Source organism: Sphingomonas sp. GW821-FHT09B04, from assembly GCF_059418285.1.
Map to the genome: position 1 here is coordinate 364,388 of NZ_JBWKPO010000005.1, position 14,387 is coordinate 378,774.

The 14,387-nt window shown below is 64.2% G+C and carries 11 protein-coding genes and 1 tRNA gene; 4 read left to right on the forward strand and 8 right to left on the reverse strand.

Annotated elements, in window-relative coordinates:
- Nucleotides 1–3: 3 nt before the first annotated feature.
- From mobF to AC07NK_RS17505, 8 genes are all read right to left on the reverse strand, one after another.
- A complete protein-coding gene (mobF, locus tag AC07NK_RS17470) occupies nucleotides 4–2,763 on the reverse strand; it encodes a MobF family relaxase (RefSeq protein ID WP_495171885.1) in 2,760 nt (919 codons plus the stop codon).
- Nucleotides 2,763–4,604 (reverse strand): type IV secretion system DNA-binding domain-containing protein, encoded by a 1,842-nt coding sequence (locus tag AC07NK_RS17475; protein ID WP_495171886.1) that lies wholly within the window; start codon nucleotides 4,602–4,604, stop codon nucleotides 2,763–2,765. The genes mobF and AC07NK_RS17475 overlap by 1 nt, the downstream gene beginning before the upstream one ends.
- On the reverse strand, nucleotides 4,601–4,972 hold the full coding sequence (locus AC07NK_RS17480) for a hypothetical protein (protein ID WP_495171887.1): 372 nt from the start codon (nucleotides 4,970–4,972) through the stop codon (nucleotides 4,601–4,603). Before AC07NK_RS17480 ends, AC07NK_RS17475 begins: the two co-directional genes overlap by 4 nt.
- Nucleotides 4,973–5,179: 207 nt before the next feature.
- Nucleotides 5,180–5,794 carry a hypothetical protein gene (locus AC07NK_RS17485; protein WP_495171888.1) on the reverse strand — a complete coding sequence of 205 codons (615 nt, stop codon included), beginning with the start codon at nucleotides 5,792–5,794 and terminating at the stop codon, nucleotides 5,180–5,182.
- Between the two features lie 109 nt (nucleotides 5,795–5,903).
- Nucleotides 5,904–6,077: a helix-turn-helix domain-containing protein gene (locus tag AC07NK_RS17490; protein ID WP_495171889.1), complete on the reverse strand. Its 174-nt coding sequence runs from the start codon at nucleotides 6,075–6,077 to the stop codon at nucleotides 5,904–5,906.
- A gap of 174 nt (nucleotides 6,078–6,251) precedes the next feature.
- A complete protein-coding gene (locus AC07NK_RS17495; protein ID WP_495171890.1) occupies nucleotides 6,252–7,151 on the reverse strand; it encodes a hypothetical protein in 900 nt (299 codons plus the stop codon).
- Complete coding sequence (locus AC07NK_RS17500) at nucleotides 7,148–8,344, reverse strand: tyrosine-type recombinase/integrase (RefSeq protein ID WP_495171992.1); 1,197 nt, start codon at nucleotides 8,342–8,344, stop codon at nucleotides 7,148–7,150. Before AC07NK_RS17500 ends, AC07NK_RS17495 begins: the two co-directional genes overlap by 4 nt.
- A 164-nt stretch (nucleotides 8,345–8,508) precedes the next feature.
- A tRNA-Cys gene (locus AC07NK_RS17505) sits at nucleotides 8,509–8,582 on the reverse strand.
- A 192-nt stretch (nucleotides 8,583–8,774) separates the two neighbouring features.
- Here AC07NK_RS17505 and AC07NK_RS17510 point away from each other — a divergent pair.
- The 4 genes from AC07NK_RS17510 to AC07NK_RS17525 all read left to right on the forward strand — a co-directional run bounded on the left by AC07NK_RS17510 (nucleotide 8,775) and on the right by AC07NK_RS17525 (nucleotide 14,366).
- Nucleotides 8,775–9,437 (forward strand): protein-L-isoaspartate O-methyltransferase family protein, encoded by a 663-nt coding sequence (locus AC07NK_RS17510; RefSeq protein WP_495171891.1) that lies wholly within the window; start codon nucleotides 8,775–8,777, stop codon nucleotides 9,435–9,437.
- Nucleotides 9,438–9,450: 13 nt separating this feature from the next.
- On the forward strand, nucleotides 9,451–10,956 hold the full coding sequence (locus AC07NK_RS17515) for a TolC family outer membrane protein (RefSeq protein ID WP_495171892.1): 1,506 nt from the start codon (nucleotides 9,451–9,453) through the stop codon (nucleotides 10,954–10,956).
- Nucleotides 10,957–11,037: 81 nt separating this feature from the next.
- The gene (locus AC07NK_RS17520; RefSeq protein WP_495171893.1) at nucleotides 11,038–11,520 is read left to right on the forward strand and encodes a DUF2497 domain-containing protein; all 483 of its coding nucleotides are present in this window, start codon (nucleotides 11,038–11,040) and stop codon (nucleotides 11,518–11,520) included.
- A gap of 59 nt (nucleotides 11,521–11,579) precedes the next feature.
- Nucleotides 11,580–14,366 (forward strand): valine--tRNA ligase, encoded by a 2,787-nt coding sequence (locus tag AC07NK_RS17525; protein ID WP_495171894.1) that lies wholly within the window; start codon nucleotides 11,580–11,582, stop codon nucleotides 14,364–14,366.
- Nucleotides 14,367–14,387 lie beyond the last annotated feature (21 nt).

Here is a 14,387-nt window from a genome sequence, read left to right on the forward strand (position 1 = left end):
GCATCAGCCCATTTCTGCCATGGAAGCCTTATTGGCTATAGATGCAGACATGCGGGCTTGAATGATCGCGGATTGCACTTGACCAGCCCGTTCACTGATGGCTGAAACCAGTTTTCCGCGATCATTGGTGAAGATTGTCACTGACTCCTTCGCGCGGGAAATCCCCACATAGAAGGATTTCTGATCGACGAGGTTGGCAGCACGGCTGTCGGCATGGATAATGACATGATCGGCGGTGCCGCCTTGGGCGGCGAAGGCGGTTTCGACATGGGCATGGGCGATATGCCGGTCACGGGCAGCATCGAGATTCAGCGTTTCGGTCCTGCCACCCGGCGTCTGGATGGTGGCGATGCGAGTCTGCGGGTCCACTGCGATCACCTCGCTGCGCCCACCGTTGACGCGGCCCGCTTCACGGTCGTTGCGGGTGAACCGGATGCTGTCGCCGGTTTTAAGGTCCAGCGCCTGCGGCGCGAACGCTTGGCTTTTGCCCGCGCCCCACTGGCGTAATCGCCAATCCACCTCGCGCCCGTTTTCGGACTTGAGCGCGATGGCGGCCTTCGCCGGGTCTATGCTCTCAACGCGGTAAGCCTCGCCTCGCGCCACGCCCTTATCGGCATAGTCGCGGGTGAACCGCACCACATCGCCCTTGTCATAGCTCATCGGGTCACGGGCCTCGGCGCGGGTCAGCCCCTTGTTGGCGAGGCTCTGCACGGCGACGGAGGGGCCGGTCAGCTCGCCGGATCGGGTGAGCGCCGCGCGAATATCGGCGGTCAGCGCAACGCGTCCCTCACGCGACGGTTCGATAACAAGGGTGCAGGCGCGGCTCGCCTTGTCCATCCCGGCATACCGCTCAGCGATGGCAGCGAAGCGCTCGGCTCGATCAGCATTCTCGATGATCTGTCCGCCGCCACGATCCAGCGCCGCCAGCGCCTTCTTCGCATCGCCTTCGATCGACGCTAACACCGCCTCCTTGGTAGCGTCGTTGGACTGCCGCACGATCTCGCCCAGCTTGGCGGTTTCCATGCCCGCACCCTGCAACTGCGCGAACGCCGCGCCCGCCTCGACCGATCCAAGCTGCTTCACATCGCCGACAAGTACGATCCGGGCATCGTGTTTGTCGGCCAGGTCGAACAGGCGGGCAGTGTCGCGGGCCGACAAAAGCGATGCCTCGTCCACGATCCACGCGGCGGGCTGGCCGGGTTGGGACCGCTCGGGCGACAACAGATGCCGCGCGACGGTGTCGCTGCGCGCGTTCAGCGCCTCGCCCAGCACCATCGCGGCCGACGCAGTGGGGGCAAGCGCGACGACGGGGACGCCGCGCTCCTCTGCCTCGCGGGCGAAGGTCGCCAAGACGGTCGTGGTCTTGGCCGTCCCCGCATAACCCTGCAACGCGGTGACGCGGTTGCGGCTGGTCAGAAGCTGTTCGGTGGCGCTGCGCTGATCGGCATTCCAGCCAAAGCCCGCGCGCTCCGTCTGCGCCGATGCGATGGCAACGGCCTTCGCAGCGGATAGCGGCGATGCGATTGGGGAGAGCGCACCGCGTCCCTCAGCTTCGATACGCAGCATCTTGGCTTCGGTTTCGACATTCTGGCGGGTGGTGAACCCGGCGAACTCCGCGCCGCGCCGATCCAGAAAGGCCCGGTCGATCAACGCGCCCTCTTTGGTAGCGGAGTCGATCGCCGTGCCGATCTGGGTATAGCCGACCTTGCCCAGTCCGATCCGTCCGGCTTCTTCCTGCAAGGCAGCAGCAGAAAAGACCGATTGCCGCTCGCCCAGCTTGTCGGCGGCATGGGCGACGGCACGATCCGCTATTGTTGCCTGCGCGGCCATGTCGGCGCGGTGCACGGGGCTGGCGGCCTGAGCTTCCGCCTGCCTGACCATCGCCAGCCGCGCCTCCGACCCGAACCCAGCCCTGCTTGACGTATCGCGCCAGTCCGCAACCAAAGATGCCTGATCTACGGCAAGTTTCGCCTCGCGCGTATCGAGCGCGGCGATCTGCTTTTCGGCGGCGCTGGCCGTATCGCGCGAGGTGCCGCGTTCGCCAAGCGCCGCCGCGATCTCGGCGCTGCGGGTGCTGAACGCCCCGATGACATCACCGGACACGCCCTTGATCTCGAACAGCGAGTCCTTGCCGGGTTCGATCTCGTAGCCGAGTTCGCGGACCTTCAGCGCCAGTTCCTGCCGGTAGATCGAGCCGATCTGCTTTTGAAGCTGGTAGATGGCGCGAGGTTCTAGGCTGCGCCATGCGCCGTCCTCACCTCGCGTCGCGTTCATAACGACATTATGGGTATGGAGTTGCGGGTCTTGCGCGCGGCTGGTGCCATGCTGGAAGCTGGCGATGACGAGATTGCCGGTCGCCTCGCGGTTCACCGTGCCGCCGTCGCGGATACGAGTGGCCGCCATATGTTTCTCAACATGGGCCATCGCTGTTTTCACGGCCTCGCCATGCGCCGCGATCAAGCGCCGGTCGCCCGCAACCTCGGCCATGATCGACACCGACTTGGGCGCGCTCAAGGTCACATCCCAGCCGGGGCGATGCTCCAACTGGCCGTCGCGGAACGTGCCAAGCTGTTGCTCGCCGATCCTGCCGTCCAGCAGGTCGCGGAACTGTTCCCTATCGACCTCGCCGGACAGACCCAACGCCTCCGCGCCTTGCCCCTGCCATTCGGATGGAGAAAGTCCGCCCTCGGCATAATAGTCATCGGCCTCATAATAACTGCTGGCCTGCGCCGAACTGGTCAGCGCGGATATGGACGCGACCATCAGACCGGTCCTTGACCCATAGGTGATGACGAGGGCGGCGGCAGCGAAGATGGAGGAGATGACGGCGCGGCCTGCGATGCCTGTTGCCAGAGCGTGGCCTTCGGATCGCCGGGAAGGAAACCCGGTTCGCGGGCAGGCCCGCGCCGGGTGATGTGATCGGAGGTAAGCCTGATCCGCGCGACCGGCAAGCCATCCGGGAGCAGCAAATACCCCTCATACTTTGGGAGTCGCAATTCACTTTCCAGCACGGCGGGCCGCATCTTCCGCATCCGGCCCAAGGTGGTGCGCGTCGCGTCGCCGCCATCGGCGAGCGCGTCAGTCATGGTCTGGATCTCGATTTCGCACTCGCCGATCGTCTGGCTCGCCCATTGCCGCGTTTCACTGTCGATGGTTTGCAGGAACAGCTTGGTGTTGCAGCAACCCAGCATAGATTCGGCGATCTGTGGTCCATAGCGATGCCGCATCTGGCCGAGCGCCTGAAAGGTCAGCACGACCGCCGCGCCGAACTTTCGCCCCTCAGGCAAGAGCCGTGCGAGATTATCGACGCGCGGAAGGTCGGCCAGTTCGTCGAGGACGAACCAGATGCGCCGGTCGGCGGAAGGGGGAAGGCCCAGAACGGCGCTGGCCGCGCATTCGAGCCAGCAGGCGAGCAGCGGCTTCGACGCCTCGAAATAATCCTCCTTGCGCGGCACGAATATCCACGGGCGGGCACCGCGGCGTTTATCCAACCCGTTGATGAAGTCCCGGAACGCGAAGGGCTCGCCGCCGCGGCCCTCGGCACGAAGGAACTGAATCAGGTTCGACGCCTTGGCGAGCATGAACAGGACGCTGCCGGTCGCCCGGTCGGCGTCATCGGCGAAGGTGCGCGCCGATGACGTGTTTTCCAGCCATGTCTTGAGGTCATCCTTGGTCTTGATCTGAAGCGCATCGAGCAGCGCGGACAAAGTGCCGTTCCCCTCTTTCCAGAGGGTGGTGATCATATTGGCGACAAGGATTCGGCTGGTGTCCAGCCATACGTCGCTGTCCTGATGACCCGTCTCGGTGATGAACTGGTGCGCGATGCGGGCGGCGTCGGCTGGATGGGCGATCTCCGCGAAAGGCGACCAATAGGCACAGCGGGCGTCGAAGGGGTTGAGTATGATGTCGCCGCGCTCGGGCCGGTAGTAATGGGCGACGAACTCCCCGCTGGTGTCATAGACCAAGGCCGCCTCCCCCCGCGCCTCGATCCCGTCGAGCAATTGGCGCAGCGCGGTGGTCTTGCCGCTGCCGGTCGTGCCGATCATCGCCATGTGCCGCGTCTCGAGACGCGAAGGGATCGGCACCGCACCAATGGCGAGCGCGCGAGCATCGGCTTCGGCGGCGGTCTGCGCCGCAAGCTGCTTCTCGGTCGTGACCAAGGTTCCAGCGATGACACGATCGCGCAAGGCGCGCTCACGACGCCGCGCCATGGCGCCGCGAAAGAGGAGCAGGCCGGACAGCCAGCCAACGAAGCCCAGCAGGGCGCCCTTGCCGGACAGAGACAGGGCACGCGCTACCGACCCACGATAGTAGCGATCTGCAACCACGGCGCGGGCCGGGACGCGATACTGCGCGCCCTCGTATGTGACATTGATTGCAGGGTCGGGGCCGAGAGCGATCCAAACCGCTCCCCGCGCATAGGCGTAAACGCCGATCGCCCATCGCTCGTCCTTGTCGAGCATAGCGTATGGCGAGCCGATCGCACCCAGGGCGACCGATGCCATCATGATTCCGGCCTGTCGCTTGAAGCGCTGCCACTGGCTAAGTCGATGATGCCGGCGCAAGGCGTCGGCGTGGATGCGGCGGTCGTGATGCTGGGTCATGGCCGCTTCTCCTGCGAGAGTCGCCGCTGACGGTCGTAGGATTCATTGATGTCGGCAGCGATGGCCTCATCGGTCATCCGCACGCCCTTCGAGGCGCTGCGCGCATAACAATAGGCCGCACAGGCGGTGAACAAGGTGCGGTCCAGCATACGCTCGACATCGACAACGCGGGCGCCAACTGACACCAGTTCGCCGACGATCTCGCGCGGTGGGTTGTCCGGAGCTGGCGGATTCGCCAAGGCCGCGACACCGGCTTTCACGCTGCGCTGGAGCATCGCGTAGACGCTGATACGGTGGCGCTCGGCGAGCGCCCGAAGCGCCTTGTCGAGCGATACAGGCAGGCGAACGGTATATTGGACCGGCTTCATTGGGCCACCTCCGCGAGAGTACGCGGCGCACTCTCGAAGAAGCGCGCAAATGCGAGGTTCCCGCGATCGGCCAATTCCGCGCACTCGCGGCGCACTCTCGAAAAATGGCGGAAAAGCTGGATGCACCCGTGCGTGAGGTGTGTATCTGAATTACTGGCTCGATGCGTAGCATCGCAGCCCTGCGACGATGCCATCCGGCGCTCTTGCTCACGCATGATCCCGCCCTTTCCGGCAAGCATGGCACAAGACCCCAGCGGCTTCGTCGGAACAGCAATCGCCGGGTCGGTCGCTCGCGTTCGACATGGCGTCGGTCGCCGGTTTGGAGGAATGCTTCGCCACCCATCGGGCGATGACTGCGCGGGCTTCCCGGTCGGCCTTGGGACGGTCGATCTCCCGACGCTGGCGCGGCTGATCATAAAGGCCATGCTCGACGATCCAGTCACGTATCGTCCGCTCGACCGCTTCTTGCACCCGCCTGTCGAGCCGGTTGGCTTCGACGGGATCGAGATGAGCGGTCACGCCGGGGGACTCGATCAGCCCGCCCAGCGGAAGGTAGCTGACGCCCGCCTTCTGCAACGGGCCGTCGATCCGGAAACTCGAAACCTCGCCCCGATGGGCATGGAGCGGCGGGCGCTCGTCGATAGCCCATTGCACGATGGAACAGCGATAGGTCTCACCGTCCTCATCGTCGGCGAGCAGCCGTTTGATGAGCGGTACGGTGAAACGGGCGATGCGATAATCGGCGTTGAAGTGAAGCGTGACCTTGCGGCCCGTCCAGCGGAAATCGGCGAACCGATCCAAGGCGCGGTGGAAAATGGACATGCGGCGTCCTTTCTTGGAATTACGATGACGAGCGTTCGGAGGTGTCAGGGGACGCAGGCGCGAAGCGGCCCGCCAACTCAAAAGGCTGGGGCCGTAGAGCGGCTGCGGGTCAGGGGGTCGGTCGGCATTGCGCCAAGCGCCGGATGGACTCCGTGGTCAGCAGCGTTCGCCTGCCGATCTTGATGGCGTCGAGGCCACCGGACTTTATCAGGGCGTATACCGATGATCGCCCGACGCCGAGCGCCTTGGCGGTGTCATTGATGGATATGGCAAGAAGTTCCATGTGCGTCTCCAAGTTGGCCGATTCACGGCGAGAGACGTGTCAAGTTGCACATGATTGCCAGTGGGTCGTCCAGCAATGGGAGCGCCGCAGAAGTCTGGCGATGACGCGGGTTACAGGAATGCACGAGTGCTGCCCGAAAATCCTTTCGCAGAGGTCGAAAAACGAAAGCGGCGATCAGCGGCTCTTGGCGGACGCAATAATTTCCAGATGCGTGCAGATTTTTTCCGCGTAACGGGTCAATTGATCTCGGCGCGGCACGTCGCCTGACTCATCGGCGTTTGCCTCGAACCATTCGAACAGCCAATCCTTGATGGAGTGGACCGCCGCCGCTCGATCCTTCGTCTCCAATGCGCCTAGCCGGGGATCACCGATCAGCGCGATAATTGCATCGTCATATCTATATTTGGCGTTCCGGCCCGGACCGCCTTTGCGCTTGGGCCTGCTCATCGCGAGCATTTTTTCAACATCTTCGCGATGGAGAAAAAGGTCGGCGGGGAGCGACGTGGCGGTCGGGAAACGCATCACCATGCCGCGATCTTTGCTATGCTCGGAGAACAGGAAATAGCGCAACCTGCCGAAAAACTGCCTGCGGTTGAGACGAATCCGCTTCTTGCGAAAGCGAGAGAGGTAGAAGGCTTGCGGACCTCCCACCTTCTGCAAATGACCCAACACATCGTCAAAAATCCGGTCTGACGCATGGGGCAATTTCAGCGGAGCGTCCGGGATTTTCAGCCCGTATTGATACGCCTGCCGCCAGAGGTGCGGCGCTACCGTGGCGGCCAGCGCGGCCAATGTGAGAAAGAAGAAAAGGTCCGTCGTTTTCGAACGTGCCGAGATCAATAGCCCGACCATGAAAACGAGAAAGAGAAATCCGAAACCAAAGCTGATGACAAAAGCGATATTGTAATATCGCACGGAGCGTGGCTTCGCCTGATCGATAATCGCTGCGTTTGCCTTCAAGCCTTCGTCCAAATCCTCCGACCTGAATTGAGCGAGGACTTTCCAGAGTGGAACGTCATCGGCATCATCCCCGTCCGCGAAGATTTTCCATCCTTCACCGGGGGCGCCTGTCATTTGTTTCCTCCGTTCCGCAGCTTGTCCAGATAGTCGCTCCACCATCGCGCCATTTCAACCCGTTCAGCCCAATAAGCCGACTGATTGTATATGCGCCGGACGCTGCCCGCGACCATGTGCGCCAGCGCTCGCTCGATCGCATCAGGGTTCCATTTGCCAGATTCGTTCAGGAGCGAGGATGCAGACGTGCGAAAGCCGTGCGCCGTCATCTGGTCCTTGGGATAACCCATTCGGCGGAGCGCCGCATTGATCGTATTTTCACTGATCGGCCTAGCCCGTGTCCTGATCGACGGGAACACATAGCGGCCAGAACCGGACAGGGATCGCATATTGGTAAGGATTGCCAGCGACTGCCGGGACAACGGGACCGAATGGGGCTGGCGCATCTTCATCTTTCCTTCCGGAATGATCCAGACCGCCTTACCAAAATCTACCTCTGTCCATTCCATCTGGCGGATTTCGCCGGGTCGCTGGAAAACATGAGGCGTTAACTTAAGCGCATAGATCACGGCAGGATCGCCCTGATAATCTTCAATCGCACGGAGCAACCCGCCGAAGGTGACTGGATCAGTGATTGCCGGGAAATGCTTAACCCTCGGCGTTGTCAGCGCGCCAATCAGCAATTGGGCCGGATCGCGTTCCGCCCGCGCTGTCGCAACCGCATAGCGAAACACGCGACTGGCGAACGCGCGCAAGAGATTTGCCGTCTCCAATCGGCCCCGCCGCTCATGCTTTCGCAATTCGTGCAACAATTCTTGCGGCGTGATCTCTGCCACCGGACGCTTGCCGAATTCTGATCCAAGTAGTTTCACAAACCAGCGCATCTTTGCGAGCGTCGGCTCCGCTAACCCTTCTCGCGTTTTCTTCTCTATCAGCTCCTGCGCCACGCTCGAAAAGCTGTTGCTGGCGCGAATTCCCGCCTCGATACGCGCTTGCCGCTTAGCAAAATTGGGATCGATCGAATGGGCCAGTTGTCGGCGCGCAGCATCGCGGGCGCTACGCGCCTCGGCCAAGGTGATTTCAGGGTAGGAACCTAGTGCCAGTTTCCGTTCCATGCCGTTGATGCGATACTTGACGCGCCAAAGTTTACTGCCCCTCGGGTTGATCAGCAGATACAGCCCCTGTGAGTCGGCCACCTTGTAAGGCTTCTCCTTGGGTTTCGCCTTTCGAATCGCAGTATCGGTCAGCACGATGGGGGCCTCGCTTTCATGGAGGCTCAGTGAAGCCCCCCGATTAGGCCCCCAACATCTGCATCTACTGGCAAACAGAGGCCATCACTGGCAGTCAGCGAATGCCCATAAACTATCGGAAATCAGGGATTTTTTCAACCGTCCGCACACCCCGGCTGACAGTTTTATGGAGGCCCGAGCCGGAATCGAACCGGCGTGCAAGGATTTGCAGTCCTCTGCGTAACCACTCCGCCATCGGGCCCCGAAAGCGAGCGGGCGCTGTGCGCGGGGGCGTGGCGCATGTCAACTGTCGGCGGTGAAAATTGCGTTCGCGCTTGCCTGGTCCATTTGCTTGGCCCACCTGCTTGGCTACGCCGCCGCCACAAGATACAAGCGCGCCAATTGAACTAGTGTATTGCATGACTATAACAGTTGTGCGAACAGGGCTGGAGTTATGATGATCGCAACCGCCGAACTTCCCGGTTCCGAAACCGCGCGCGCCGCGATGGTGGTGAGCCAGCTGCGCACCAGCGGCGTCAGTGACGCGCGCGTCGTGGCGGCGATGGCGCAGGTCGAGCGGGAGAAGTTCCTGCCCGAATCGCAGCGTCCGCTCGCATATCGCGATCGTTCGCTTCCGCTGGGCAACGGCAGGACCCAGAATCCACCGCTCGCCACCGGCCTGCTGCTGACCCAGGCGCGGCTGCGCCCTGAGGACAAGGTGCTGATCGTCGGCGCTGCAGGCGGCTATGCCGCAGCGGTTGCGGCGAAGCTCGCGGCAAAGGTCGTAGCGGTCGAAGCCGATCCGGCGCTCGCCGCGGCGGCGCGTACCGCGCTTGAGGGGCAGGCTGAACTGGTCGAAGGCCCGCTGGCCGATGGCCATGCCGCGGGTGCGCCCTATGACGTGCTGATCGTCGATGGTGCGGTCGAAGAACTCCCCGCGGCGCTCGCCATGCAGGTGGTTCCGGGCGGGCGAATCGTCAGCGGCCTCGTCGATCGCGGCGTGACGCGCCTCGCTTCGGGCGTGCGTAGCGAAGACGGCTTCGGCCTCACCCCGTTCGTGGACATCGAAACCGCCGTGCTTCCGGGATTCGAGAAGCCGCGCGGGTTCCAATTCTGAGAAAGATAGACGGATGCGATTGAGCCTTTTCCTCGCCGGGGTCAGTGTTGCCGGCCTTGCGCTGCCCGCTGTCGCGCAGACGGCGCCGCCGGCGGCGCAGGCCGTCGAAGCCGGTCCGGTCGAGACGCTGCGCGAGGCGATGGTGAAGGCGTACAACACCAACCCCGACTTGTCGGCCGAACGCGCCAGCTTGCGCGCGACCGATGAGGATGTGCCGATCGCGCGCTCACGCGGGTTGCCGGGGGTTAGCTCCACCGGCCGCTACAACGAGAATCTGCACGACAGCGATACCACCGGGCTCTCCTCGCCGCGTCAGGGCAGCGCGGGTGTCAGCTTCAACATGCCGGTATTTTCGGGCGGGTCTGTGCGCAACTCGGTGCGCGCGGCTGAAACCCGCGTCGACGCGGGTCGTGCGGGCCTACGCAGCGTCGAGGCGCAGCTCTTTACCGACGTGGTCGCCGTCTATCTCGATTCGATCCGCGACGAGGCGATCGTGCGCCTCAACCAGCAGAATGTCCGTGTGCTCGAGGTCAATCTCCAGGCGACGCGCGATCGGTTCGAGGTGGGCGACCTGACCCGCACCGACGTCGCTCAGTCCGAAGCGCGTCTCGCGCTCGCGCAGAGCCAGCTTCGCGGTGCCGAATCGAGCCTGATCAGCAGCCGTGAGCGCTATATCCGCGTGGTGGGTACGCCGCCGGGCGCCCTTGCCACTCCGCCGGCGCTACCGAACCTGCCCGCGGGGCCGGATCAGGCGGTTGGTGTGGCGCTGGAGGACAACCCTTCGCTCGATGCTGCGAAGAAGCGGCGCGATGCTTCGGCCTATGATGTCAATGTCGCGCGTGCCGGGCGTCTGCCGCAGGTGAGCGTCGGCGTGAACGGTGATTACTATAACCGGTTTGGAGGGGTTCCCGGGCCGGGTCAGCGGGCCGGTATCGCCAATGACGGTTTCGCGACCAGCGCGGGCGTCAACCTGACGCTGCCGCTCTTCCAGGGCGGCCGTCCCGCGGCGCAGGTGCGTCAGGCGCAGGCGCGTCAGTCGACTGCGATCGAGCAGGTGACTGCTGCCGAGCGCGGCGTTATCGCGCAGACCCGCTCAGCCTATGCGGTGTGGCAGTCGGCGCAGCGCGTGATCGAGAGCAGCACGCTTGCGGTCAGCGCCAACCGGCTGAGCCTTGAAGGCGTCCGTGCCGAGAACAGCGTCGGCACCCGCACGATCCTCGACATCCTCAACGCCGAGCAGGAACTGCTGAACAGCCAGGTTCAGCTCGTCACCGCCGAGCGCGATGCCTATGTCGCCGGTTTCGCCGTGCTGGCGGCGATGGGGCGTGCCGAAGCCGAGGATCTGGGCCTCGACGGTGGGCCGCTCTACGATCCGGTGGCGAACTACAACCGCTCGCGCCGGAGCCTTTCGGACTGGCGCGACGGCCCGACGCCGGAGCCGCAGGCGACCCGCACCACCAACACCCCCGCCCAGACCCCCGCGGTGTCCGGCCCGATCGATCCGGGTAGCCCTAATTAAATCTTAAAGGGTTATGGTTGACAGATACCCGTCAAATCCGACACTTGACGGGTTTGGTTATCCCTAACGCGGGAACAACGAATGGGGGACGTCAGTAACGAGCCGTCGATGGAGGACATCCTGTCCTCGATCAAACGGATCATCGCCGAGGAAGGCGAGAGCGCGGTTACGGCCCGTGTTCGTCGTCCTGCGCGTGCTGCGCCACCTCCGCCGGTCGTGGACGAGGACGAGATTCTCGAGCTGAGCGAGCCTGCTCCGGTCGAATCGCGCCAGCCGGTGGCTGCGCCTGCTCCGGAGCCGGTGCCGGTTGTTGCTCCCGTCACCGACGCAGCGCCCGCCGAACCGATTCTCTCCGCCACCACGGCGCAGGCGACTCGCGGGCCGCTCGAAGCGCTCTCGCGCATGCTCGTAAAGCCCGATGTCGCGGGCAGCGACACGCTTGAGGGGCTGGTGCGCGAGATGCTTCGCCCGATGCTGCGCGAATGGCTCGACGCCAACCTTCCGCGCATGGTCGAGGAAATGGTCCAGCGCGAGATTGCCCGGATCACCGCCGACCGCGACTGATCGTCCGGACTGGTTGCCCGAATACTTGCCTTGCCCGACACGCCCGTTAAGGGCGGGGCATGAGCGAACTCCCCAAGACATTCGACCCGGCTGAAATCGAAGCGCGCTGGTACGCGCATTGGGAAGAGGGCGGCCTGTTCCGCCCCGACCGTCCCGGCGCCGAGCCGTGGACGATCGTCAACCCGCCGCCCAACGTAACGGGCTCGCTCCATATCGGCCATGCGCTCGACAACACGCTGCAGGACATCCTCGTCCGCCACGCGCGCCTGAAGGGCAAGGACGCGCGCTGGGTGGTCGGCACCGACCATGCCGGCATCGCGACCCAGATGGTGGTCGAGCGCCAGCTCAACGAACGGCAGGACAAGCGCACCAATTACTCGCGCGAGGACTTCGTCGACCTCGTGTGGAAGTGGAAGGAAGAGAGCGGCGGCACGATCACCCGCCAGCTCCGCCGGCTTGGCTGTTCGATGGACTGGTCGAACGAGCGCTTCACCATGGACGAAGGCTTTTCGAAGGCCGTGCTCAAGGTGTTCGTCGACCTGCACAAGCAGGGGCTGATCTACCGCGACAAGCGGCTGGTGAACTGGGACCCCAAGCTCAAGACCGCGATCTCCGACCTCGAGGTCGAATCGCGCGCGGTGCAGGGCCATATGTGGCACTTCAAATACCCGCTCGCGGGTGGCGAGACCTACACCTATGTCGAGCGCGACGAGGATGGGAACGTCGTGCTGGAGGAAGAGCGCGACTATATCTCGATCGCGACCACCCGGCCCGAGACGATGCTGGGCGACGGCGCGGTCGCGGTGCACCCCGATGACGAGCGCTACCGCCCGATCGTCGGCAAGCTCTGCGAAATCCCGGTCGGCCCCAAGGCGCTGCGCCGCCTGATCCCGATCATCACCGACGATTATCCCGATCCCCATTTCGGATCGGGCGCGGTCAAGATCACCGGCGCGCACGACGAGAACGACTATGGCGTCGCCCAGCGCAACAGCATCCCGATGTATCGCCTGATGGACGACGTCGCGGCGATGCGTGCCGATGGCGCACCCTATGCCGAGGCCGCAGCACGCGCGCAGCAGATCGCCGGCGGCGCCGCGTGGACGGCGGCCGAGGTCGATGCGCTCAACCTGGTGCCCGACGCCTATCGCGGGCTCGACCGTTACGAGGCGCGCAAGCGCGTCGTCGCCGATATCGATGCCGACGGCCTGATGATCCAGGTCGAGGACAAGCAGATCATGCAGCCGTTCGGCGACCGCGGCGGCGTGGTGATCGAGCCGATGCTGACCGACCAATGGTATGTCGACGCCGCGACGCTGGCCAAGCCCGCGATCGAGGCGGTCCGCTCGGGCGCGACCAAGGTCGTGCCGAAGAGCTGGGAAAAGACCTATTTCAACTGGATGGAGAACATCCAGCCGTGGTGCGTCAGCCGCCAGCTGTGGTGGGGCCACCGCATCCCGGCATGGTATGCCGAGGATGGCCGCATCTTCGTCGCCGAGAGCGAGGAAGATGCGCAGGCACAGGCCGGGCAGGGCGTTGCGCTCACGCGCGACGAAGACGTGCTCGACACCTGGTTCTCCTCCGCGCTGTGGCCGTTCGCGACGATGGGCTGGCCCGACGCCGATGTGAAGGCGATGGGTCGCTATCCCAATGACGTGCTGATCTCCGGCTTCGACATCCTGTTCTTCTGGGACGCGCGGATGATGATGCAGGGCTTGCACTTCATGAAGGAAGTGCCGTTCAAGACCCTGTATCTCCACGGACTTGTCCGCGCCGCGGACGGACAGAAAATGTCCAAGTCCAAGGGCAATGTCGTCGACCCGCTGATCCTGATCGACAAATACGGCGCCGATGCGCTGCGCTTCTTCATGGCCGCCATGGAAAGCCAGGGCCGCGACGTGAAGATGGATGAGAAGCGGGTCGAGGGGTATCGCAACTTCGCGACCAAGCTGTGGAACGCCGCGCGCTTCGCCCAGTCCAACGGGATCAGCGCGAGCACGCAGATCGAGCCACCTGAAACGACGCTTGCGGTCAACAAGTGGATCGTCGCCGAGACGGTGGCGACAGTGCAGGCGATGGACCTGGCCTTTGCCGACCATCGCTTCGACGAGGCCGCCAACGCGATCTACCAGTTCACCTGGAGCCGCTTCTGCGACTGGTATCTCGAGCTGATCAAGCCGGTGCTGCAGACCGAGGGTGCGGAAGGCGCCGAGGAAACCCGCCTTGTCGCGGGCTGGGTGCTCGACCAGATCCTCGTCCTGCTCCACCCGTTCATGCCCTTCATCACCGAAGAGCTGTGGTCGAAGCTGGGCGATCGCGCCGACTATCCGCTGATCACCGCGAAGTGGCCGATGGCCGACGCCCGCGCGCTCGATTCGCATGCGGCGAAGGAGATCGACTGGCTGATCCGGCTGGTGAGCGAGCTGCGCGGCGCGCGTAACGAACTCAATGTGCCCCCGGGCGCGCGGCTTCCGCTGCATGTGCGCGATGCCCATGCCGACACCGCCGAGCGACTCGCCCGGCAGGAGCTGGCGCTCGCCCGTCTGGCCCGCGTCGATCGCGCCGGTGGCGATGTGCCCGCTGGCGGGGCGCTGCAGATCGTGGTGGATGAGGCGACCTTCGTCCTCCCGCTTGAAGGCGTGATCGACCTCGACGCCGAACGCGCCCGCCTGACCAAGGCGATCGCCGCGGCGGAGAAGGAGCGCGACAGCCTGAACGCGCGCCTGTCCAACCCGGCCTTTGCCGAAAAGGCCAAGCCCGAGGCGGTCGAGAAGGCCCGCGCCGATCACGCCGAGAAATCGGCCGAGGCGGCGCGGCTGGGCGCGGCGCTGGGACGGCTGGGCTGACCGACGGAGCCTCTCCCTGGC

What these genes read in the sequence shown, in the direction of transcription:
- AC07NK_RS17485 (WP_495171888.1), bottom strand. Translation starts at nt 5,794, where the DNA reads ATGTCCATTTTCCACCGCGCCTTGGATCGGTTCGCCGATTTCCGCTGG.
- AC07NK_RS17495 (WP_495171890.1), bottom strand. Translation starts at nt 7,151, where the DNA reads ATGACAGGCGCCCCCGGTGAAGGATGGAAAATCTTCGCGGACGGGGAT.
- AC07NK_RS17490 (WP_495171889.1), bottom strand. Translation starts at nt 6,077, where the DNA reads ATGGAACTTCTTGCCATATCCATCAATGACACCGCCAAGGCGCTCGGC.
- AC07NK_RS17510 (WP_495171891.1), top strand. Translation starts at nt 8,775, where the DNA reads ATGATGATCGCAACCGCCGAACTTCCCGGTTCCGAAACCGCGCGCGCC.
- mobF (WP_495171885.1), bottom strand. Translation starts at nt 2,763, where the DNA reads ATGGTCGCGTCCATATCCGCGCTGACCAGTTCGGCGCAGGCCAGCAGT.
- AC07NK_RS17515 (WP_495171892.1), top strand. Translation starts at nt 9,451, where the DNA reads ATGCGATTGAGCCTTTTCCTCGCCGGGGTCAGTGTTGCCGGCCTTGCG.
- AC07NK_RS17525 (WP_495171894.1), top strand. Translation starts at nt 11,580, where the DNA reads ATGAGCGAACTCCCCAAGACATTCGACCCGGCTGAAATCGAAGCGCGC.
- AC07NK_RS17520 (WP_495171893.1), top strand. Translation starts at nt 11,038, where the DNA reads ATGGGGGACGTCAGTAACGAGCCGTCGATGGAGGACATCCTGTCCTCG.
- AC07NK_RS17475 (WP_495171886.1), bottom strand. Translation starts at nt 4,604, where the DNA reads ATGACCCAGCATCACGACCGCCGCATCCACGCCGACGCCTTGCGCCGG.
- AC07NK_RS17480 (WP_495171887.1), bottom strand. Translation starts at nt 4,972, where the DNA reads ATGAAGCCGGTCCAATATACCGTTCGCCTGCCTGTATCGCTCGACAAG.